The following is a 22,830-nucleotide window of genomic DNA, read 5'->3' as shown; positions in this document are numbered from 1 at the left end:
CTCCTCATTTGGCCGCGCTGGCGGCGCGGATGGTGCGCAGCGAGTCGCCGATCAGCGCATAGCTGTCGTTGATCTCCTTCTGGAAAGCCGGCCCGTCCGCATAGTCGGTCGTCAGGCCGCTGTTCTGCGCGTACGACTTCCACGCAGGGCTCTGCAGCGCATCGTGGAAGGTCTTGTTCAAGTAGCGGTAGATGGGTTCGGGCAGTCCGGCGGGGGCCAGCAGGCCCTTCATGTTGTCCAGCGCCACGGGATAGCCCAGTTCGGTCACGGTGGGCACATTGGGCATGGAGGGCAGGCGCGTCTTGGAGAACAGCGCGATGGGACGGATCTTGCCGCCGTCGATCAGCCCTTTCACTTCCTCGGGCGCGCCGAACGCCATGTCCAGCTGTCCGGAGGCCAGCGCAAGCAGCGACTCGGCGGCGCCCTTGTACGGCACGTGCAGGAACCGCAGGCCGCTGTTGGCCTCGAACGCCAGCATGGTCGAGTGGAACAGGCTGCCTTCTCCCGTGGACCCATACGACAGGGCGCCGGGCTTCGCCTTGGCCGCGGCGATCAGGTCCTGCGCGGTCTTGAACGGCGAGTTGGCGGGCACCGCCAGCACCGACGGCAGCCTGGCCACTTTCAACACGGGGGTGAAGTCGCGCCGCGCGTCGTACGACACCTTCTGGTGATTGCCGACCGACGTCGTCTCGCTGCCGCCGCCCACGAACATGCGGTAGCCGTCCGGCTTGGCCTGTGCGACGTCCTGCGCGGCCAGCGCGCCGGCCGCACCGGGCTTGTTGATGACGACCACGGGCACGGGCATCGTGTCTTTCACTGCGTTGGCCAACTGGCGCGCGATCTGGTCGGCGGATCCGCCGGGCGCGAAGCCCACGTAGATTTCGATGGGCTTGGTCGGGGTCCATTCCTGCGCGGCCGCGGGCGCGACCAGCGCGGCTGCCATGGCGGCGGCCAGCGCGACGCCGGCCATGCGTTTCCGGGGGCTGATGATCAAGGCGGTCTCCTCCGCTCTCTGTGGAGCAGGCTTGGTCTTCCGGCTCGAACGGCCGGCTTGTGTGCAGGCACTCTAGCAACAAGCCAAGATAGGAGAAAGTGATAAATTTCCGTCAATCTTCGTCGCTTTTATCGATCAATTGCCCGAAAGGCCGCCGCGTGGCGTGCAGGCGCGCGCAGCGACTCCATGCGTGCAGACGGCACGCCGGGCACGGACCACTTCATGACTTTCAAACAGCTCGAAGCCTTCTATGCGGCGGCCCTGTCGTCCAGCTTTGCCGTGGCGGCCGCCCACCTGCACCTGTCGCAGTCGTCGCTCTCCAAGCGCATCACCGAACTTGAAGCCGACCTGGGCAAGGTCCTGTTCGACCGCAGCGGCCATCGCTCCACGCTGACGGCCGAAGGAGAGATGCTGCTGCCGCTGGCCCGCGACATTCTCGATGCCCGCTCCCGCGCCCGCGCCACGCTGGGGCGCGACGGCAGCCTGCAGGGCGTCTGCCGTTTCGGCATGGGCGAGCTGGCCGCGATGAGCTGGCTGCCGAAGTTCGTGGCGCGCTGCCGCCGCGACTATCCCGATCTGCGGCTGGAGCCGCACGTGGACGTGGGCCGCAACCTCGAGCGCCGTGTCGAGAGCGGCGAGCTCGACTTCGCGGTGATCGCGGGATGGTCCTCGCGGCCGGCCATCGCGTCCACGACCATCGCCGAGGTGCGCTATCGCTGGGCGGGCGCGGCCGCGCAACTGGAAGGCATCGACCGGCTGACGCCGACCCTGCTGCGCGACATGACCGTGATCACCATGCCGCCGGGCGCGGGCTCGACCCGGATCTTCGAGGCCTGGCTGCAGGAAAATGCGCTGAACGTATCGCGCCAGTTGACCTGCAACAACATGGGCGCCATCGCGGGCATGGTGGCGGCGGGCGTGGGCGTGGCCTTCTTTCCCGAGGCCTGGCTGCGGCCGCTGTGCGACCGCCACGCCATCATCGCCATCGAAAGCGATCCGCCGCTGCGCACGCTGGACTATTCGTTCCAATGCCGGCGCGACGACATCCGGTCGCTGATCGCCGCCATGCGGGAACGCGTGCTCGACGAAGTGGATTTCGCGGCGCCGCATCCCTTGTGGTGAGCCGCGACGCGGCCGGGTCGTTCGATAAATGCCATGAATTGGCATCGAATATTTTCGCTTTATTCGATGGTCCGATGCCGATATAGTCCGCCGGGTTGTTCACTTGCCGCGAGCCTGCCGCATGCCGACCACGCCCGGTCTTGCCGAATCCGAATCCCTGGCCACGCCTGTCGCGCAGCCTGAGCGCGTGGCCGCGCAGGCGCCGTCGCGGCGTCTGCGCGGCGTGCTGTCCCTGCACGATTTCGAATCGGCCGCGCGCCGGCATCTGCCCGCGCCCCTGTTCGGCTACGTCTCCGGTTCCGTCGAAGACCGCCATTCCGAAGCCGACAACCGCGCCGCGTTCTCGCAGTATGGGTTTCGCACGCGGGTGCTGGTGGACGTATCGGCCCGGCGGCAGGACGTGGAGATATTCGGCCAACGCTACCGTTCGCCGGTCGGCATCGCGCCCATGGGCATCACCGCGCTTACCGCCTATCGCGGCGACATCGTGCTGGCGCGGGCGGCCCAGGCCGCCGGTGTGCCCTGCATCATGAGCGGGTCGTCGCTGATCCGGCTGGAAGAGGTGATGGATGCCGCGCCCGGCACATGGTTCCAAGCCTACCTGCCGGGCGATGCCGCGCAGATCGGCGCGCTCATCGATCGGGTGGCGGCGGCCGGCGTGGAGACATTGGTGCTGACGGCCGACACGCCCGTCACGGCCAATCGCGAGAACAACGTGCGCACGGGATTCAGCACGCCGCTCAAGCCCAGCCTCGCGCTGGCCTGGCAGGGCGTCACGCACCCGCGCTGGCTCTGCGGCACGTTCCTGCGCACGCTGCTGCGCCATGGCATGCCGCACTTCGAGAACAACTACGCCACGCGCGGCGCGCCCATCCTGTCGCGCCACGTGATGCGCGATCTCTCCGAACGAGGCTATGTCGATTGGTCGCACGCGGCGCAGATCCGCCGCCGCTGGCGAGGGGTTCTGGTGCTGAAGGGCATCCTGGCCGCGGAAGACGCGCGCCGCGCGCGCGAGATCGGCATCGATGGGGTGATCGTGTCCAACCACGGCGGCCGCCAGCTCGACGGCGCGGTATCGCCGCTGCGGGTGCTGCCCGAGATCATGCAAGAGGCCGGCTCGATGACCGTGATGCTGGACAGCGGCGTACGTCGCGGCACCGACGCGCTCAAGGCCATGGCGCTGGGCGCGCGCTGCGTGTTCGCCGGCCGGCCCTTCAACTACGCCGCGGCAGTCGCGGGCGAGGCCGGCGTGCGCCATGCGCTGCGCCTCATGCATGACGAGATCGCGCGCAACATGGGCATGCTGGGCATCACCAGCCTCGCGCAACTGGACGAGTCCTTTTTGGTCAGGCTGGACCAGGCTCGCTGAATCGACATTACAAGGAGCAGCAATGGACTATCGGAAGACAGCGGAATTCGAACGCGTGGCCCCGGCGCTGGTGGAGCGGGCGCGGCGCTACCAGGCGGCCATCCTGTGCGACGTGGCGGGCCGCCGCGGCACCATGAATGCGCGCATCCGCGCATTGAGCCCGGGCATGTCGGTATGCGGGCCGGCCTATACCGTCGAGGTGCGGCCCGGGGACAACCTGATGTTCCATGTGGCCCTGGCCGTGGCCCGCCCGGGCGACGTGCTGGTGGTGGACGGCAAGGCCGATGACACCTGCGCGCTGTTCGGCGAACTGATGGTCACCCAGGCGAAGGCCGCCGGCCTGGGCGGCTTCGTCGTCGACGCGGCATCGCGCGACACTTCGGTGTTGGCCGCTGGCGACTTCCCGATCTTCGCCGCGGGCACGAATCCCTGCGGTCCCACGAAGGGATTGCCCGGACGCCTGGCGCAACCGGTATCGGTGGGCGGCGTGGCCGTCGAGCCGGGCGACCTGGTCGTGGGCGACATCGACGGCATCGTGGTGATCCCGCGCCGCGACGTGCCCGCCGTGCTGGAGGCCGCCGAGAAGAAAGTGGCGGCGGAGGGCCAGCGGCTGGAAGAGATCGCCAACGGGCAGCTCGTATCGCCCTGGCTGGACGATGCGCTGGCGCAGGCCGGGCTGCCCCGGCTGGGGTGAGGCGCGCGGCGGCGCGTACGCGTGCACGCCATATGGATTATCATGGCAACCCCATCGAGCCCGGGCCGCCTGCGTGGCGGCCGCGGCGGGCATCGACAAGGAAGTGTGGCCGAGCGGTTGAAGGCACCGGTCTTGAAAACCGGCAAGGGTTCATACCCTTCGTGGGTTCGAATCCCACCGCTTCCGCCAGGCGCGCTTCGTGAATCCTCGCAGGACCGGGATAATAGGGCTTCCATCAAGTTGGAGGCATCCATGCGTGCAATCGAGATTTCCAAGCCGGGCGGTCCCGAGGTTCTGGTTCCGGTCGATCGTCCCGTGCCAGAGCCCGGCCCTGGCGAGGTCCTGATCAAGGTGGCGGCGGCGGGCATCAACCGCCCCGACGTCTTCCAGCGCAAGGGTAGCTACGCCCCGCCTCCGGGCATTTCCGACCTGCCGGGCCTGGAAGTCGCAGGCGAGATCATCGCGGGCGATGCGGCCGCGGCCGGACTGGCGCTGGGCGACCAGGTGTGCGCGCTGGTGGCGGGCGGCGGCTATGCCGAGTTCTGCGTGGCCCCGGCCGCGCAATGCCTGCCCATTCCCAAAGGCCTGACGCCCATCGAGGCCGCGGGCCTGCCGGAAACCTACTTCACCGTCTGGAGCAACGTGTTCGATCGCGGCATGCTGGCCGAAGGCGAATCGCTGCTGGTGCACGGCGGGGCCAGCGGCATCGGCACCACGGCCATCCAGATCGCCCGCGCCATGGGCAACAAGGTATACGCCACCGTGGGCAGCGACGACCGCGTGCGCGCGGTCGAGGAACTGGGCGCCACCAAGGGCATCAACTACAAGTCGCAGGACTTCGTGAAGGAAGTGCTGGACGCCACGGGCGGCGCGGGCGTCAACGTCATCCTCGACATGGTGGCGGGCGACTACATCGCGCGCAACATCAAGTGCCTGGCGGACGACGGCCGCATCGTCATCATCGCGCTGCTGGGCGGCGCGCACGCGGCGGTGGACTGCAATCACGTGTTGCGCCGTCGCATCACCATCACCGGCTCCACGCTGCGTCCGCGGCCCGTGGCCTTCAAGGGCGCGATCGCCCGCGCGCTGCAGGCGCGCGTGTGGCCGCTGCTGGAATCCGGCGCCATCAAGCCTGTCATCCACGCGACCATGCCGCTGGAGCAGGCCGCCGCGGGCCATGCCATGATGGAAGCCGGCGACAACATCGGGAAGATCATCCTGACGCTGTGATGCTGTAACGGTCGGGCGTGTTGGTCGCCAACAGGATACAATCTTGGGTTTGACCGGGATTTTCCGTTCCGGTCTTCGTCTGCACAAACGGTCTACGTAGACAACGCGCAGACACAGACTCTACCTAGAGATCTCCAGGATCCTGTAAAACGTCACCCCCAACGCCCGCCATGACTACGACCGAACCCCGCGCCCGCCTCGTGCTGGGCAACTGGAAAATGCACGGCACGCTGGCCGAGAACGCCGCATTACTGGACGCCCTGCGTACCGCGGATGCCGCCGCGCATTGCCAGTTCGGGGTTTGCGTGCCGTTTCCGTACCTGGCGCAGACGCAGCAGTTGCTGGAAGGCAGCACCGTGGCCTGGGGCGCGCAGGACGTCAGCAAGCACGAGAAAGGCGCCTACACCGGCGAAGTCTCGGCCCCCATGCTGAAGGAATTCGGCTGCCGCTGGGCGCTGGTCGGCCATTCCGAGCGCCGCACGCTGCACGGTGAGACCGACCAACTGGTCGCCGACAAGGCCGCCGCCGCGCTGGCCTCTGGCCTGACCCCGGTGGTATGCGTGGGTGAGTCGCTGGACGAGCGCGAGGGCGGCAACACCCTGGGCGTCATCCAGCGCCAGCTGGCCCCGGTGCTGGCCCTGGGCGCGGACGCGCTGGGCCGCATGGTGCTGGCGTATGAACCGGTCTGGGCCATCGGCACCGGCCGCACCGCCACCCCCGAACAGGCCCAGGAAGTGCATGGCGCCATCCGCGTGGCGCTGCAAGGGCTGGGGGTCGATCACGTACAGGTCCTGTACGGCGGCAGCGTCAAGGCCGCCAATGCCGCCACGCTGTTTGCCATGCCCGACATCGATGGCGCCCTGGTGGGCGGCGCGTCGCTGGTGGCCGAAGAATTCCTGCGCATCGCCGCAGCCTAAGTTTCCGTTCGGAGTTTTTCATGTCTATCAATACTGTCCTGCTGATCATCCAGGTCCTGTCGGCCTTGGCGATCATCGTGCTGGTCCTGCTGCAGCAGGGCAAGGGCGCCGACATGGGATCGGCATTCGGCACCGGCTCCGCCGGCAGCCTGTTCGGCGCTTCGGGCGCTGCCAATTTCCTGTCGCGCTCCACCAAGTGGGCCGCGGTCGTGTTCTTCATCTCCACCGCCGGTCTGGCGTACGTCACGCACTCGCTGCAAGTCGGCCGCCCCGGTGGCGTCGAAAGCGGCGTGATGCAGAACTATCAAGACCGTTCGGTGCCGCAAGTGCCGGGCGGCGCTCCGTCGGCGCCTGGCGCGGGTGCGGGTGATAGCTCGGTGCCAGCCGCTCCTGCCGCCCCGGCCGCGCCCGCTGCGCCCGCCACGCCGTCCGCGGTGGACAAGTCGGTGCCGCAGGCTCCGGCTCCCGCGCAGACGCCCGCCGCGCCTGCCGCGCCTGCCGCGCCGGCAAAGTAAGCCGGCAGGCCCTGTCCGCAAAGGGCGCAACGCACCACGCGTTCGCGAAGCAGGGCAGGGCGACGACAGGGCAAGCACGATGCGTGTTTTGCCTGGATCATCGAAAAGAGCTCGCCATGTGCGGGCTTTTTTCGTGGGCTGTCGGGTTCTTTCCGCCGCGCACCACCCCGCGCTCCGGTCCCTGGGACGTCGCTCATACGCTCATAGTTGAGCGGCGCGGGCCAGGTAATACCTACGTATAGGTTATTTTCACGCCCCAGCCCTCATTCACCCTTTATGATGCGGCCGACTGATAACGCATACGGGAAAGGCTCGACATGGCAGTGGAATCCGGCGCAGGCGGTTTGGAACAGGTGCTTACCCTGCTTGGGGCGGCAGTGGTCGCGGTACCGCTGTTTCGCAAGCTGGGCCTGGGTTCTGTGCTGGGGTACCTGGTGGCCGGGCTGGTCATCGGCCCCTTCGGCCTGGGGCTGATCCGCGACGACGGCACCCTGCTGCACGTGGCCGAGCTGGGCGTGGTGATGTTCCTGTTCATCATCGGCCTGGAGATGCGGCCTTCGCATCTATGGGGTCTGCGCCGCCAGATCTTCGGCCTGGGCAGCGCGCAGATCTTCGCCTGCGGACTGCTGCTTACCTGTGTGGGCCTGGCCTTCGGCTTTTCGTTGACCGTGTCGTTCGTCTCGGCGATGGGGTTCGTGCTCACGTCCACCGCCATCGTCGTGCAGATCCTGAACGAACGGGGCGACATCGCGCAGCCGGGCGGCCAGCGCATCGTCTCGGTGCTGCTGTTCGAAGACCTGCTGATCGTCCCGCTGCTGGCCATCGTCGCTTTTCTGGCCCCGGAGGGCGCCGCGCCGCGCGATTCGGGTACCGTGCTCGAGAGCATCGGCATCGCCGCCGGCGCCATCGTCGCGCTGGTCGCCGCGGGGCTGTGGCTGTTGAATCCCTTGTTCCGCATCTTGGCCCGAGCCAAGGCGCGCGAGGTGATGACGGCGGCCGCCTTGCTGGTGGTGCTGGGCGCCGCGGTGCTGATGGAGAAGAGCAACCTGTCCATGGCCATGGGCGCCTTCATCGCGGGCGTGCTGCTGTCCGAGTCGAGCTTCCGTCATCAGCTGGAAGCCGACATCGAGCCTTTCCGCGGCCTGCTGCTGGGGCTGTTCTTCCTGGCGGTCGGCCTGTCGCTGCGCCTGGACGTGGTCTACGACAACTGGATGCTGATCTGCGCCGGCGTGGTGGCCATGATGGTGGTCAAGGCGCTGTGCATCTACGGCGTGGCGCGCCTGCTGAAGAGCTCGCGCGCCGAGGCCTCGGATCGCGCCATCCTGATGGCGCAGGGCGGCGAGTTCGCCTTCGTGCTGTACCAGGCGGCCGCGAACGGGCAGGTGATCGACGCGCAGGTCAATGCCAACATGACCGCCATCATCGTGCTGTCCATGGTGCTGACGCCGCTGGCCGTCATCGCCCACAAGCACATGACGCGCAAGGAAGCGCCGTCGATGGACGGCGTGGACCAGGCGCGCGACCTGAAGGGCTGCGTGCTGATCGTCGGGTTCGGCCGCGTGGCGCAGATCGCCAGCCAAAGCCTCCTGGCCAGCGGCGCGGACATCTCGGTCATCGACAATGATCCCGAAGTGATCCGCAATGCCGAGAAGTACGGGTTCAAGGTCTACTATGGCGATGGCATGAGGCCCGAGGTGCTGCATGCGGCGGGAATCCACGAGGCCCGGCTGATCCTGGTCTGCGTGGACGACAAGGCCGCCGCCACGCGCATCGTCGAGAACGCGCAAGAAGCCAACCCGCGCACCCAGATCCTGGTGCGGGCCTGGGACCGCGAGCATGCGGTGGAGCTGCTCAAGCACGATGCCGATTTCGTGATCCGCGAGACGTTCGAGTCGGCGATGGCCATGGGCCGGGAGGCGGTGCTGCGGCTTGGGGCTACCGAGGAAGAGGCGGACGAGCACATCGCCGAGGTGCGTCGGCGGGATGCCGAGCGGCTGGTGCTGGAGACGACGGGCGGCATCTTCGCGGGACGGGATCTGATCCTGGGCAACATGGCGAAGAAGTAAGACTCATGCTAGAATTTCGGACTTCCCTGGCAACGTGCAGCCTCAGCATGTGCAGTCCGGGAACCCACCGAGCCACGGTAGCCGCCGCGGCACTGGCCCGGTTGGCGTAGTACCCCATGCCGACGTGGTGAAATTGGTAGACACGCTATCTTGAGGGGGTAGTGGCGAAAGCTGTGCGAGTTCGAGTCTCGCCGTCGGCACCAGGATTCAAAATCAGTACGTTTCAGAACGACTGATGAAGTACCGGAAGCCCGCATGGACATTAGTGTTCTGCGGGTTTTTTGCGTTCAGGCCATTTCAGTGGATTTCGGTAAATCCCGCGTTTTGGAGTAGGTGTTTGGGTATGTTAAAGCCCACATATCCGAATCATGCCCACTCAAATACCCGACATCCCCGCACTAGCTAACAATTATCAGAAATGGCAGCCAGCAAGGCTAAACTCGTAAGGCCGCGTATGTGTGTCTTCTGGCCAGGGTCTGTCCTCCGTCGCGCAGCCAACGGGATTGAAGCAGTGGCTGGTCAGGTTCCGCACCCCGGAGCGGCTGCGAGGAAATCAGATCATCGGTATAAACGGGGGGCGGACGCGTATGCCTGCTCTTGTGACGCACCAATGCGCCGCTGCTCACGTGACTGAAAGCGAAGGGCTTTCTCGCGACACGCTATCCTGCGTCGTTCTATGAGTCGACTTGGTCGGCATGTCCTTCATGTTGCGAGGTGCATCCGGAACATCGGCGCTTTTCCGCGCTTCAAGCGTGTTCCATGCTTGGACGCGAGAGACCTTTCAATCCTGATGATGGCGGTGGAGCTGTCAGTCTCAGCGACATTGTGGGTCGGGAGCATGAATCTTCGATGGAATTTCCCTGAGTACGCAGTCGCTTTCAATCCACTGGCGCATCCGTGTGCCTAGAGAGTCGTTGGAGTCTTTGGTGCGTGTTGCACACTCCCATACCGTGAGGATGCGCCATCCGGAATCTCTCAAGGCGGCCAGCGCCAGCAGGTCGCGTCGTTTGTTCTCATCAAGCTTGTGCCGCCAAAAGTTCTCATTGCTCGTCGGGAACTTCGCAAACCTGCAGCCCTGATGCTGATGCCAGAAACATCCATGGACGAATATCGCTATTTTCCTGCCGGGCATGACAACGTCCGGTGTTCCCGGAAGATCTCTCCGATGCAAACGATAGCGAAAACCGTCAGCAGTGAGCATCCGACGGACGAGCAGCTCCGGCTTCGTGCCCTTGCCACGAATCCCTGCCATCATCTTGCTGCGCCGTTCTTTGGTGACAATGTCGACCATGGGTTCTGCCTGCCCGGCGAGTATTTCAGGTCAGCTCAGGTATGTCTTCGTTCACTGGAGAATAGTGTGCAGAGCGGACCGCCTCCCAGCATTCCGGTTTCTTCGCCCACTCAGAGATCATCCTGCCGTCAGCGCTGCGGTGCAAGACGTCATTGACCTCGGAGGCCCAAGTTGTAAGCTGTGCTCGGAGCGCTGGTGAGATGTCTTGCTGCAGCCAGATCTTGTCGAGGGCAATTCGGTCGCCAATTTTTTCAGAAGCAATGGACACCAAGTAGGCGGCTACGTTGGCCTGGAATGCCGGAAACAGAGGCCGTACGAGGGCGTGAGTCTTCTTGAAGAACACCGCTTTGGTGATCATTTCCTTGAACGTCTTTACGTCAGGAAGAGGGGCTGGAGATTGCGCGTCCCCGGGAGAAATGCTCTCCATGTAGCGCTCGAAGTTCTTCTGGCTACCCAAACTCACTATATGTGGTTTTCTATCCCAGGCCGTCAGATACTTGGCCAAGTCGGTCTTTGTAATCTTGCGTGCGGGAGGGATGACCTCAGTCCGCAAATGCTTGAGTTTTGCCGGCGTGGTGCCCTCACGAGCAAGCAGGGTCTTGTAGCTGCCGGCAGCACGCTCGTAAAACCACCGTCCCACTCCGTTCGGACACACTACAGCCTGAGCCAGCTTTTCAATTTCAACATGGAATGGCTGGTTGGCAGAAAGGTCGGACTGCTTGACCGCATTCTGACTGTTGGCGTATTTGGAAATGTCGGAAATCAGGGCCTCTTCGGCGAGATCGTCCTGTGACCGCAATATGATGACCTTCGCCGGGACACGGACTCGTTTCAAATCGATCTCTGGTGTCCGTTTTTTTGAGAAATAGATGGACGCGGTGGTTTGTCCGCCATTGACTATCTGCATTCCCTTGAGAGAGGAGATGCCGGGGCTACCGTCTGCTGCACGATTGATGCTTATCTCGTCTGCCACGATCACTATGCCATTGTTGTAGGCCATGAACCGTTCCGGGTTGCTCTTGAGTGTGTCGCGGATGCCCCGGTTGACTTTGCCGGTCACGCTGAGAAACGAGCGGACATTGGCCTCCAGGAGGCGCTGGCCGTATTTCTCATATATGAAGCGAAGCGACTCTCCGGGAATCACCGTCAGGGCATAGTCGTAGTCTGCGTCCTGTGCAGGTACATAGACGCACGGAAGCGGGCTTCCTGCGAGCTCTTCAAAGTTGACGACGAGTTCGTCGCGCGGCTTGCCTTCAGACCAGTGGCGGTGCAGCCGCTCAATATCCATCACCTCCAGCTTTATCGTCTTTCCGCCGACTTCGCGCGGTTTGAACGCCTTCGACTTTGCCTGCCCGTCCGTTACGACGTAGATCCTGATTTCATCAAGATTCGCATAGTCCCCTTCGATGGACAGCGCCAGCGCGTATGCATCATTGGACTCGTCCATCGTGCGAGACAGCTTCCCCTCGGCACATTTCGTCAGAAAGCGCAGGCACTGTTCTGCTGCCGTCTTCGTCTCCGTGTCCGTCACTGGAGTGATCTGATCGACTCCTTCGTAAAGGCTCACGAAAAGGTCCAGTTGCTCCGCGTCTTCGGACAGGGCATATCCGCTGAGACGGAGATTGGCATTTCCCACTTTGGCGGAGTAGTGGCAAGTTGTTGGCTCATGCGTCATCCCGATATCGGCCATATGCTCCATCACCACTTCGGCGAAGATCGTCTCGGGATACGGGTATCCCTGGCCATCCTGTGATTCGAGACGTTCGCTAATCTGCGTCCGAACATCGGCCTGCGTCTGTCGCAGGAATTCTTCCAGTTCCATTGTCAAATTAATCCTAGTTCTTTCATTGCGTGACGCAGGTCGACTGTGTGTGCAGAGATGACGTCCAGATCGACCTCGTAGCGTACCTTTCTTATCTCATTTGGTACGCTCCGGCCGGTGAGACGAGGGAACCCCTCAGCCACTCGCAGAATCCTGGTTCCCACGTGTCTGAACTTTCTGGTGTACTTCTCTTCGGTGCCAGGCAACAGCCCGGCCCGGAGGAGTTTGCCGTCAAGTATGCACTGCACTACAGGGTCATCAGCAAAGACTGCCTGGATGGCTGCCGCGCGTTCCGTGAGTGTCTCTCCCTCGGGAGACAGCTCGAGTCGAACTCCAGCCAGGAACAGGGGCTGGACCAAGCTGTCGTCCAGTTGTTCCAGACTTCCGATTTGCGCGGGAAAACTCCCTGATGCGACAGTGCTCTTCACCTCCACTCCGCCGGTTCCGAAAAGGAAATCATGCAAACCGTCCAGCGGCCCGTGCCATCCCTCCACTGCGTCATGGGGGGGCAAGCCATTCAACGCCAGGGACTGCAGGAGGTGAAGCTCGCCGAAGAGACCAACCTCCGCCTCTGCGGAAAGCACGTCATCCGGATTGCGTTGCATGAAATCCTGCCAAGCGCGTATGCGAGTCAGGAAAAAATTGAAGGCGCGCACGTCGCCAGACTGGGTGTGTCGCATCATCGTCGTGATGACGTCTGTGGCCATCATCGTGAAGAGCTCGATGCTGCGATCCTCCTTCCTGGAGAGGGCAATCCAGGCATGGCTGGCCTCTCTCCCTGCCAGCGACACCTTGTCGACCTTGAAGCCTCTCCCTTGTGGAAGTGTGCTGGCAGCAGGCAATTGCGCTGTAGCAAAACCTATGAGTAGCGACTCCTCATTCCCCGGGAACCGTCTCCCGGCGAGGAATCGGCAGGGGCCGTCCGGGGCAACCGGAATGAGCCGCCAGCCGTCGTCGTCACCGGAGTTGCCGAGCGCCCGCCATGCCGCTGTGAGCTCGTCGTATGGGTCAGTCCGCGCCGCCATATTCCAGCTCCCAGCCTACATTATTGACCTTGTACTCGACCTTGACGCCAGCCTCGCTATCGGGAAAGCTGATGCCGAATGCAATGACGGGCGGTGTGCCTTCGGGAAATTCTGCCTCGGCCTTTGTAGGATCCAGCGCATACAGCAGGAGCAAGCCCTTTTCCGGGTGACCTTCCACGTCCCCGGAACCTGAACCACGAACTCTCCGGATTGCAGGTCCGTTTGGCACGTCGGGCTCCTTTTCTCCGGCGGTTCTCGCGGCGTCCTTTCTCCATGCTTCACGCGTAAGACTCAGTGCGGCCGCCCACGAGTCCTCATCCAGGTCAATCGCTTCATCGCGTGGAGACAGCAGCCGGCCAATGGCGTAACGGCCCTCCAATGCGGCATTGGCTTTTCGCTTGAGCATCTGTATCGAGATACCATCTACGATCTCCTCATCATCCCCTTCGCCGCCTCCGATAAGCGCCACAGTCCACTGTGTGAGCTCATCCTTTGCGGACATGGACTGAATGAATTCGGCGATCATGGCGCTGTTCACCTTGTGGGCTTGTGGGTGCGTTTCGTACGAGGACAGAAACTCTACTATGTGGGTTGCTTCAACCTCTTCCCACAGAAAGCCTTGCCATTGCTGAGATCCGCCAGGCCTTTGCCGAGCCGGGTTCTTCTCCGGTGTGCCGAGGCTTGCCAGCAGTCCCTGCGCTGCCTTGAGGTTCCGCTGCAAGGTGGCCTTGTCACGGAACAGGGACACGGTTTCCAGCAGCTGTCCGCTGAAGGAGAGCCACAAACTCTTGGCGGATCTCATTTTCAAACGCGAGGTCACCATGAGCACCGGATGAGATTGCACCTTCAGGCCGAAATCTCGCGGCGTCCCGCCCGTCGCAGCCATCAGGTCGAATTCTTCCCTGAGCTCCTCCGCAGCATCCGTGATATGCCCGAACCATTCGCATAGCTCTTGTGTGGTGTATAAGCGGCATAGATCAAGGTATCCTGGCCTGTAGCCAAACCAGCGCCCCATCTGCATGAGAGTGTCGTACATTCGTGATGCACGAAGGAAGTAGCTTGTACAAAGGCCTTCCAGTGTCAGCCCGCGTGCAAGCTTGTCCCCTCCAATGGCTATGACCTTTAGGCCAACTCCGTCGTGTTCGGAGTAGTCCAGCGCATCCTTCGCCGTTCCGTTGATCATCTGGACTTGGACATCCCCAATGACATCCGTGAGAGCCTGCAACACATTCTCCCATTCGGGAGCGTGTTCACGCAGTCGCTCGACAGATGACGCCTGCAGTTCGCGCGTAGTCGGCTCAAAGTCCTCTTTCCAGAGAGTCTGCAGGCGCTGGACCATGCTTTCGTGGTCGACCCGGCGATGAAGACGCTGACGGATTTGATCGATGTGTTCCTCAACCTGTCGATGCACATGCTCTTGTACAGCGTTGAATCGAGTCACGTGAACGAGCATCGAGCTATGGTCGCTGCCTTGGCCGCGGATGTGACGCAGGGCGCAGGACAACAGAAATGCGTCAATGCTTTCCACAAGCGACGGCGGCATTTTCAGCTGGCCGTCATGGATCGGTATGTAACTATTTCCGTGTTTTTGGGGCATCCATCCGTCGAGACCGTCTTCGCTTGCGTAATCGCTTACGGGACGCACCAGAGGCAATCCTCCCTGCCGGCCCTCGGGGGTCGAAGTGCCGAAGACCTTCACCGGGCCGACATAGTTTGACGAAGCCGCCAAGTTGATCACGAACGCAGAGGGGAAAAGGTCAGGTCCTTCTTCCCGCGTGGCGCCTTTTTCGTGGATGAAGATGTTCGCGAATGGAGTGGCGGTATAACCGACATACGCGGCTCTGGAGAAGGAGTGGAGAATTTTCCTTATCCTGCTGTTGATTGCCGTGGGTTGATGTTCTTCGTCAGGATTCCCGTCGGCATCAAACCATAATTCTCCAGTGTCCACGGATGCATGGTCTGCCTCGTCGTCAATCAGGAGCAGGGGCAAGCTGGTGACGATCTTTCTACCGCTTTCCGCGTCATGAGTGTCCGCAACGTGGTTCCGTATCCATTGAAACAGGCGTTCGAGTACCGTCTTGTTCTTCTTGACCACGAAGAGCCAGGGGCGTTGTTCCGGCGTGATGCCGAGCTTTCTGGCAATTGCGGTATTGAAGTCCCCCTTGTCCGTGCGGTTGGTCACATAGTTGGGACGAATGGCAGGATCACTGTCGATTTCACCGACTCCGATAATCCTTATGTCCTCTTGCGCAGGTTTGGTCTCATAGCCAAGAAAACCCTCGTCCAGTCGCATTTGAGTCTGTGACCTGAGATTGTTGTGAAGGCCTGCGAGTACGATGATGATCTTGTAGCCAGCGTCTGCTGCCTTGCAGATGAGACCGGTATAGTTGCCTGTCTTGCCCGATTGGACGTGGCCTACGACAAGCCCGCGGCGGTCCCACCTTCCTTCCCGCTTCGGGTCTTCCAACTGCTCGAGAACCGCGTCAGTGGACCTGTCCAGAGCTTCGACGGCCTTGAATGAAAGCTTGCGTTCCAGCCATTCGCGATACCGTTGCCAATATCGCCAGTCGTCCTTGCGAGCGGACACCAGCCATGGCTGATGATTGATGTCACTGGTCAGGGCTGTATCTTTTCCGGTCCACATGCTGAAGCGCCGGATGAGTTCGTCAGTGACGCTAACCTTGTCGAGCGCCTCTCCCCATTTCGGGTTCATCCCGACCACAAGCTCTATCTTGTCGGCAATCAGACCGGCCGTGATCTCGGATTCGTCATGGTCAAGTAAAAGTTCCTGCACAAACTTTACGACCTTCTTCCTGTTCGTTTCGGCAGTTGTTGTCATGACCTCAGTCTTGTTGAAGTTCTTCAGGGACGTCAGGGAGGGCCCGAACGATTTCCGGATAAGCATCGAAGGGCTCGGTCCTCAGGAGCAGCTCGCGCGCGCGAACTGGCGACAACCCGCGACGCCGTATCATGTTCTTGTAGAAGGTGGACAGAACTTTCAAGACTTCTGCCGGCGGCTCCTCCGCGAAACCGGTGCGCGGCGTTTCCTTTGCCTCGGCAGTGTCAAGCCAGATTCTCTGGACCGGAATTGTTTCTTCCAATATGCGCAACATGACGCCTATGTCCGCTTTCAGCGGACCGGCATCATCAAGCACTGATTTCACTGCGGGATGACTCCTGTCTATCCGGTAGCGGATCCCGCCCCTGAAGTGTTCTGCGTGCCACGCTTCGGCGAGACTCTTGTCACCCCCGGCCTTCACTGCCTTACCACGATGGGCAAAAACCCTTCGTGCGCGCTCGCGCACGTCTTCCGCGAGCCTCGTCAGTGGCATACGCAGGGCTACGGGCGGCCGGGCCGTCGATTTCCGTATGTCTATCTTCCATTCGGAGTCCGCGGTGTTGGGAATATCCAGTCGGATCCTGGCGAGACGATGTGCTTCTTCCTTCGTCCATGACCGGCCTCGTCCAAGGCCGAGCCAGCTCCCCGCCAGCAGGAGGCGCCTGTTGCGGTATACGTAGAAGCCTTGCTGAGCCGTCCAGCCGTCCGGCCCGGCCGCATTTTCATGTGCGGTGGGGTCCAGCCTGTCCTTGTGAGGCAGGACATGTGCCTGAGCCTCCACCTGTCCCCCGGCGGATGCAAAAGTGGCGATAGGCGACGACCATGTCGCAGGATGGCCAGTCAGGAATGGATCCCATGGCCTTACCGGCCGATCATTTATGGTCAGCAGGAACTGGGGTTGGGGGCCTTGCAGGAAGCGGTGGAAGACCATCGCAAGATGACGCTCGACCTTGTCGATCAGGTCGAGAAAATCCTGCTCTCGAAAACCGGGCGTGACGACCCGGTCATTAAGCTCCCAAAGCACGAGGGTTCCATGCTCCCTGCCGTCCAGGGCCTGCAGCATGTGTTCGGAGCCCGCCGCAGCTCCTTCCAGCAAATACCAGCCATCATTTTCACTGGATGCAAGTACATCGAGATCCCAACGCAGGCAATTGAGAGCGCCCAGCTTGCGACTCGCAACGGTGAGCCTTCGGCATTGCGAGAAGGAGGCCGTCTTCATGCCCAACCCGAACCGGCCGAGATCGGACGCGTCCCTGGCATCCAGAGGGCTTATCTCGCCCAGACGCATGGCGATGTCCAGCTCCGCTTCGTTCATTCCGTCGGCATTGTCGAGAATGGCCACGGTACTCAGGGAACCAGCCCATGCGAAACGGAGTTCCACATGGGTTGCATGCGCAGCGATGCTGTTGTCTATCACGTCTGCCAATGCAGTGGCGGTGGAGTACCCCAATCCTCGCAGGGACTCTATCATTGCAGTTGCTTTCGGAGGCGCGTGCCGCATGCGGGAGAAACCGGTCATTGTGGTTGTCATTACGGTTCAGCAGGCTTCCAGGAAGCTTGCGAGCTTCTCTTTCCGGCTGGGATGCCGCAGTTTTCGCAGAGCCTCTGCCTCGATCTGGCGGATGCGTTCGCGAGTGAGTTCGAACTGGGCACCAGCCTGCTCCAGCGTCATGTCGGATCCCCAGCCGATACCGAACCGCAGGCACAAGACCTTGGCCTCTCGTGGCGTGAGTGTCCCCAGTACTTCGCTGACAAGACCCTTTATTTCCCGTTCCGCGACAAGTTCTTCAGGCGAGGCTAGGGTGAGTCCGGAACCATGGATGTGACAATCGAAACGTTGCTGTTGTGCATGGCCCGCAAGCTCCTCCAGTGAAACTGGCTTGCGCATGACCTTCACGATTTTCGATGCGGCTTCTCTGGATATTTCCATCTTTTCTGCCAGCGCGCTGATGTTTGGCTCAACTCCGGTGGCGTTGCTCAGCTCTCGTCGAGCCCTATCCATCTTGTTGATTGTGTCTACCATGTGAACGGGGATCCGGATGGTCGAGCCCTGATCGGCAATTGAGCGAGTTATGGCCTGTCGTATCCACCAGGTCGCATACGTCGAAAATCTGAAGCCGCGGCGGTGGTCGAACTTGTCCACTGCCTTCATCAGTCCGAGGCAGCCCTCCTGAACGAGGTCGGATATGTCCATTCCCCGATTAAAGTATTTTCTGGCAATCGAGAACACCAAGCGCAGGTTCGCTACCGTCATCTCATGCTTCGCCTTGCGGACCGTCACCTCCCCGGCGCTCATGCGTTTGCTGATGTCCTTGAGCTGTACGAGGGGCAGGGTCAGACGACGTTGCAGCTCTATGAGACGCTGCTGTGTTTCCTGGATGGCTTCGACGTTGTGCCCGAGCGCTTCAGCATAGTCGCCTCCGGCAGCAACCTCCTCGGGCGCCCAGTCGAGGTTCGTGGCGTTAACGCGGAAGACGTTTGCAAAGTGCGCGCGTGGCATGCCGACGCGCTCCACGCAGATGGACATCGCTGCCTGTTCATGGGTACGGAGCTCTGCCAGGCAGGATCGAAGAGTATCAGTCATTCGCTCCACCATGCCGGGCGTGAAGCGAACATTCATGAGTTCAGCCTGAATGGCCTCTCGGGCTTCTGCATATGCCTGTGAGTCAGGCCCCTGGGTTTCGAAGGCGTCACGCATCCTGAGATGCCATGACTCAATCACTTCGAATTTGGCCAATGACTTGAGGTAAAGTTGCTCGGCCAGCCTGCCGGCGGTCTCGCGGTCGGAGTCATCGTCGTCGACAGGCAATTCAGCTTCGGCTTCATCGTCACCTTCGTTTTCGTCGTCGTTGAAGCCATCGATAACCTGATCGATGGACGCGGATCCACTACGGACAGCGCACATGGACGCAAGGATTTCGTCGATCGTGGCGGGGCATGCCGCGATGGCTGAGACAATATCTCTGGTGCCTTCCTCGATCCGTTTGGCGATGCTGACCTCGGCCTCTGCTGTCAGCAGTTCAAACGCACTCGCTTCCTTCAGGAATAGCCACACTGGCTCGTTGTCCTGCCGTGACAGCTGAGTCCAGAAGGACATTGCTTCCGCCACGGTTTCCATGTCATCGTTCCACTCGTCGGAGACACGAGCAGATTCAGACCACCCGGGAAGGTCGTCACTGATGAGTATGCCCAAGTCGCCGAGCAGGTTGCGAAGATGGGTTTCCGATGCGACATCCGTCTCTTCTGACGGAACGAAAATAACGGTTGAGAACGCTTGGTGAGAGACGCTCCCATCCCTCAAACCCTGGAGCAGGAGGAGGCGCAAGGGCTCGAGATCCTCCGCCGCAGACGCCTTCAATCTGCGACGAGATTCGGGCAAATCAATGTCAATATCCGACCAGTCTTCGTAGTCGTCTATTGGTACGTGTCGTGAAATGTGATCCTGCAGTTCCAGAGCCGCGTTCTCACAGTCCTCGTTCGTGGCAGGAAGAGGGGCTTCGTCCTCCGGCTCCCAACCGGAAAGGTCCAGTTCCTCTTGTGGCGGCGCGTCTGCAGCTGTGGCGGGGATTTCTTGCGTTCGGGATGATCTGCTCAGCTGGGAGGCTGTGATGCACGGCGTTTCCTCATGTGGCAGGGCACTGATTGCAAGGTTGCATTTGTCATGACGCTCTGGCGCAGCGCTGCTGGGCTGAAAGAGCAGCCTGCTGACCTCAAGATGGTCGGGTATCTCGGCATGAGACAATGCACTGGAGCGTTGTTGAGCAGCTGCATCCGGGATTGCGCCTACCAAGTCATGCACGCTGAGCAACGGATGTTCCATCGCCTGCGGTGACCCCTCATCAGGAGGTGCATCTGGCACGGGCCCGCGTTCTTCCTGCTGTTCAGGGGCAGCATCCTTGTGCCGATCCAGCCGCGTGCCGATCTTTGTGACGGCTGGCCTCTCGGTGGGCGGCACGGCATTGTCGCCTTGTCGCTCTCCTGTGGACGGGCTCCCGGCTGCCGATGAAAATGAGACGGGTGGCGGAGCAGCCGACGGCGACGGTAGTTTTGCTTCTTCCGTTATGACGGATGCAGTATCACGGCTTTCCTGCCTTCTTGGATCGAGGCGACGGTGCTGGCCAAGCAGCGTGAGAATTCCCGCGTTGTTGGATTTGAGAGCGTGGGAGAACGCGTCATCTCCGTGAAGATCACGTGCGTGTGGGTCGGCGCCCGATTCCAGCAGCAATCGGCATATTCCCTGATGGCCGTACGTGGCCGCCAAGGCAAGAGCCGTGCGTCCGCCACTGTCGGTTGCGTCCACATGCATCCCTCGATGCAGGTGAAGGCGCACGACCGGCTGGATCCCGGCTCGGATAGCCATCTTCAGCAGGCGCGGCAGGGTCCGGCTCGCGAGAGCCGACTTCTCGCTCATTCGTTCCTTCCTTCCCATCTGGCGCCATCAAGCTGGGTAACGCACAAATGCCTTGGGTTGTGGTGTCTGGGCTGCATCCGTCAATTCCGGTGACGTATGCATAGACGGATGTGACCAGCGGTAAGGCCGGGTAATGGTTGAACATAATAACGTATCAGCTCGCCACAGAATGTGAGAAAGGAGCAGGGCGTCGTGCTGGTACGCCGAAGGGGAAGGGCATTCAGACCCACCTGGTATACTTCCGCACCCTCCAGAAAATCCTCCGGGTGACTCCGCCACTTAGAAAGATGAAACCAGCCGATTCCATTCCGGTGATAGACCTTTTCGCAGGGCCGGGCGGGCTGGGTGAGGGGTTTTCTTCCATCTTTGGGGACTATGGCCGACGAAGATTCGATGTTCGGCTGTCGATAGAGAAGGACGCAGTCGCCCACCGTACGCTGTCTCTCAGGGCCCTGTACACGGCAATGCGCGACAAGCACGTCCCGGACTGCTACTACGATTATGTAACGGGAAAGATCTCTCGAGAGGAGTTGTTCGCACATCCAGATGTGCCGCCGGAGGCGCGTCATGCCGCGCTGGAAGCCCGGTGTGCCGAGCTTGGGGATACGCCAAACCAGGAAGTCGACAGTTGGATCGAGTCCGCCTTGGGCGGTGCTTCGGAATGGGTGCTGATTGGCGGGCCTCCGTGTCAGGCATACTCAATGGCAGGCCGGTCCAGAATGAGGCCCGGCGACCCAAAGAAGTTCGAGAGCGACGCGCGCCATCTGCTGTATGAGCAATACCTGCGGATTCTGCGTGATTTCGGGCCGACCGTTTTCGTCATGGAGAACGTAAAGGGAATCCTGACGTCCCGTCTTGGCGGATCGCTCATCTTTGACCGAATCCTGTCGGATCTGCAAAGTCCGGGTAACGGCCATCACTATGAGATTCGATCTTTTGTGACGGACGGGACGAATCTGACACCTCTCGACTACCTCATCGAGTCGGAAGCGTTCGGCCTGCCTCAGGCGCGGCATCGAGTCATACTGTTCGGCATCCGTTCCGATTGGGCCAGCAGGGGCGCGCACGTGCTGAATGAAGCTGGTCGGTTGGTGTTGAAGCCTGCACCCTCAGTGGTGACGGTTGGGGAGGCTCTAGCCGGCATGCCTCCTCTGCGAAGCAGGCTTTCAAAGGAAGGCGATAGCCATTCGACTTGGCTGTCCGCATTGCGAGATGCAAAACAGGCACTCAAGGGCTGGCGGCATCCCGATCGACAGGAAATCGAGGAGAAGATGATTGGTGCATATGCGCAAGCGCAGAACCATGACTCTTTCGGCAGCTCTTTTATGGAGTTTGAGCAGGATCTGTCCGGAATGCCTCAGTCTCTGCGCGCGTGGCTGGGGGATTCGAGAGTGGGTGGAGTGCTTCAGCATGAGACTCGAAAGCACATGCGCTCCGATCTTGGGCGTTATCTGTTTGCGGCATGCTATGCAGAGATGAAAGAACGATCACTGAAGGTGCCGGACTTTCCTCCTAAGCTTCTTCCTCTGCATGGCAATGTCTATGATGAGAGTGTGCCCTTTCTCGACAGGTTCAGAGTTCAGCTGAGGGACAAGCCGTCAACCACCATCGTGTCACATATTGCGAAAGACGGGCATTACTACATCCATCATGACCCGGCGCAATGCCGCAGTCTCACGGTAAGGGAAGCGGCTCGCCTGCAGACGTTCCCGGACAACTACTACTTCGAGGGGAGCCGCACGCATCAGTATTGGCAGGTTGGAAATGCGGTTCCGCCCTACCTTGCAAGGCAGATCGGCGAAATTGTGCTGGATTTCCTGGAGTCTGCAATGACCAGTTGCCAGCAGCATCGATACGCAGCAGTCGCGTAATCGAGCATCTCGTTGTCTCACGCATTAGCACTTCGCTCCTTGTATCGTAACTGCCGGATTCACTCCGCCCACAGGCGGTAGGGGCGCTCGCCGCGCGGCCGGCATCCACAGTCTTTCCTCCATCACGGGGCAGCCATTGCCCTGAGTCCGCCGCCGGAAACGCTGACTGGATCATTGCACTCCTTCCTTCAAGGGATGGCTTTGCCTTCAGCGAAGCTCCCGCGTTTCTGGGACGGGCACTCGCCGGTCGGTGCCTATCAGCCGAGAACGCCCATGACTGCCTGCAAGGAGCTGTTCAGCCGCTCGATGGGCTAGGTGTGAACATTCAATAGGTTGTATCGATGGTTCATCCGACCCGGGTTTGAGAAACTGGTAATCGCCAAACCACCAGATCTCTCAGGGAGCCCGGCCGGATGGACACCCATTAGCATGCCCGACTGACGTTCATACGTCGACTCGAAATGGTCCAGCAATTGGTCGATAAACGCCTGACCGTGACCGACGCCGCCCACGCCTACGGCGTGACCGGGGCGACGGTGCGTAAATGGCTAAGCCGTTTCCTGGCCCCGTGCGAGGCTGGGCTTGCCGACGCATCCTCTCGCCTGGCCCTCTCGCCCAGGGCGATTGCGCCGGGCAAGGCGCTGGCCATTGTCGAGTCCAGACT

General features: G+C 61.5%; 15 protein-coding genes, 2 tRNA genes and 1 pseudogene. 11 read left to right on the top strand and 7 right to left on the bottom strand.

What is annotated here, in order from left to right; genetic code table 11:
* Positions 1–4: 4 nt before the first annotated feature.
* Positions 5–994, bottom strand: coding sequence for a tripartite tricarboxylate transporter substrate binding protein (locus CAL15_RS17505; RefSeq protein WP_232468010.1), 990 nt, complete (start codon positions 992–994; stop codon positions 5–7).
* A gap of 222 nt (positions 995–1,216) precedes the next feature.
* On the opposite strand from CAL15_RS17505, the gene CAL15_RS17500 reads away from it, so the two are divergent.
* From CAL15_RS17500 to CAL15_RS17460, 9 genes are all read left to right on the top strand, one after another.
* The gene (locus tag CAL15_RS17500; protein WP_086081163.1) at positions 1,217–2,116 is read left to right on the top strand and encodes a LysR family transcriptional regulator; all 900 of its coding nucleotides are present in this window, start codon (positions 1,217–1,219) and stop codon (positions 2,114–2,116) included.
* Between the two features lie 121 nt (positions 2,117–2,237).
* Positions 2,238–3,485 carry an alpha-hydroxy acid oxidase gene (locus CAL15_RS17495; RefSeq protein WP_086079759.1) on the top strand — a complete coding sequence of 416 codons (1,248 nt, stop codon included), beginning with the start codon at positions 2,238–2,240 and terminating at the stop codon, positions 3,483–3,485.
* Between the two features lie 22 nt (positions 3,486–3,507).
* Complete coding sequence (locus CAL15_RS17490; protein WP_086079758.1) at positions 3,508–4,179, top strand: RraA family protein; 672 nt, start codon at positions 3,508–3,510, stop codon at positions 4,177–4,179.
* A gap of 99 nt (positions 4,180–4,278) precedes the next feature.
* Positions 4,279–4,368 (top strand) — tRNA-Ser (locus CAL15_RS17485).
* A gap of 63 nt (positions 4,369–4,431) precedes the next feature.
* Entirely contained in the window at positions 4,432–5,409 is a 978-nt protein-coding gene (locus CAL15_RS17480; protein WP_086079757.1) for an NAD(P)H-quinone oxidoreductase, read from the top strand.
* 170 nt (positions 5,410–5,579) lie between these two features.
* On the top strand, positions 5,580–6,326 hold the full coding sequence (gene tpiA, locus CAL15_RS17475; RefSeq protein WP_086079756.1) for a triose-phosphate isomerase: 747 nt from the start codon (positions 5,580–5,582) through the stop codon (positions 6,324–6,326).
* A 20-nt stretch (positions 6,327–6,346) separates the two neighbouring features.
* On the top strand, positions 6,347–6,841 hold the full coding sequence (gene secG / locus CAL15_RS17470) for a preprotein translocase subunit SecG (protein WP_086079755.1): 495 nt from the start codon (positions 6,347–6,349) through the stop codon (positions 6,839–6,841).
* 317 nt (positions 6,842–7,158) lie between these two features.
* Complete coding sequence (locus tag CAL15_RS17465) at positions 7,159–8,907, top strand: monovalent cation:proton antiporter-2 (CPA2) family protein (protein WP_086079754.1); 1,749 nt, start codon at positions 7,159–7,161, stop codon at positions 8,905–8,907.
* Between the two features lie 118 nt (positions 8,908–9,025).
* Positions 9,026–9,110 (top strand) — tRNA-Leu (locus tag CAL15_RS17460).
* 611 nt (positions 9,111–9,721) lie between these two features.
* Here CAL15_RS17460 and CAL15_RS17455 read toward each other — a convergent pair.
* From CAL15_RS17455 to rpoD, 6 genes are all read right to left on the bottom strand, one after another.
* On the bottom strand, positions 9,722–10,198 hold the full coding sequence (locus tag CAL15_RS17455; protein ID WP_086079753.1) for a very short patch repair endonuclease: 477 nt from the start codon (positions 10,196–10,198) through the stop codon (positions 9,722–9,724).
* 25 nt (positions 10,199–10,223) lie between these two features.
* A complete protein-coding gene (locus tag CAL15_RS17450) occupies positions 10,224–12,020 on the bottom strand; it encodes an AIPR family protein (RefSeq protein WP_086079752.1) in 1,797 nt (598 codons plus the stop codon).
* 2 nt (positions 12,021–12,022) lie between these two features.
* Positions 12,023–13,045, bottom strand: coding sequence for a PD-(D/E)XK motif protein (locus CAL15_RS17445; RefSeq protein WP_086079751.1), 1,023 nt, complete (start codon positions 13,043–13,045; stop codon positions 12,023–12,025).
* A complete protein-coding gene (locus CAL15_RS17440) occupies positions 13,029–15,884 on the bottom strand; it encodes a Z1 domain-containing protein (RefSeq protein WP_086079750.1) in 2,856 nt (951 codons plus the stop codon). Before CAL15_RS17440 ends, CAL15_RS17445 begins: the two co-directional genes overlap by 17 nt.
* A gap of 4 nt (positions 15,885–15,888) precedes the next feature.
* Positions 15,889–17,355, bottom strand: a complete 1,467-nt coding sequence (locus tag CAL15_RS17435) for an ATP-binding protein (protein ID WP_086079749.1) — start codon at positions 17,353–17,355, stop codon at positions 15,889–15,891.
* Positions 17,356–17,421: 66 nt separating this feature from the next.
* A complete protein-coding gene (gene rpoD / locus CAL15_RS17430) occupies positions 17,422–20,295 on the bottom strand; it encodes an RNA polymerase sigma factor RpoD (protein ID WP_198299077.1) in 2,874 nt (957 codons plus the stop codon).
* Positions 20,296–20,582: 287 nt separating this feature from the next.
* Between rpoD and CAL15_RS17425 the strand changes: the two genes are divergently transcribed.
* Together CAL15_RS17425 and CAL15_RS17420 are read left to right on the top strand one after the other, a co-directional pair.
* Complete coding sequence (locus tag CAL15_RS17425) at positions 20,583–22,166, top strand: DNA cytosine methyltransferase (RefSeq protein WP_086079747.1); 1,584 nt, start codon at positions 20,583–20,585, stop codon at positions 22,164–22,166.
* A gap of 461 nt (positions 22,167–22,627) precedes the next feature.
* Positions 22,628–22,828: pseudogene (locus CAL15_RS17420) on the top strand (leucine zipper domain-containing protein); the annotation flags it as partial.
* Positions 22,829–22,830 lie beyond the last annotated feature (2 nt).

Source organism: Bordetella genomosp. 13 (genome assembly GCF_002119665.1).
Taxonomy (GTDB): Bacteria; Pseudomonadota; Gammaproteobacteria; order Burkholderiales; family Burkholderiaceae_B; genus Bordetella.
The sequence above is the reverse complement of the archived record's forward strand: the minus strand, read 5'-3'. Positions and strand labels throughout refer to the sequence as shown.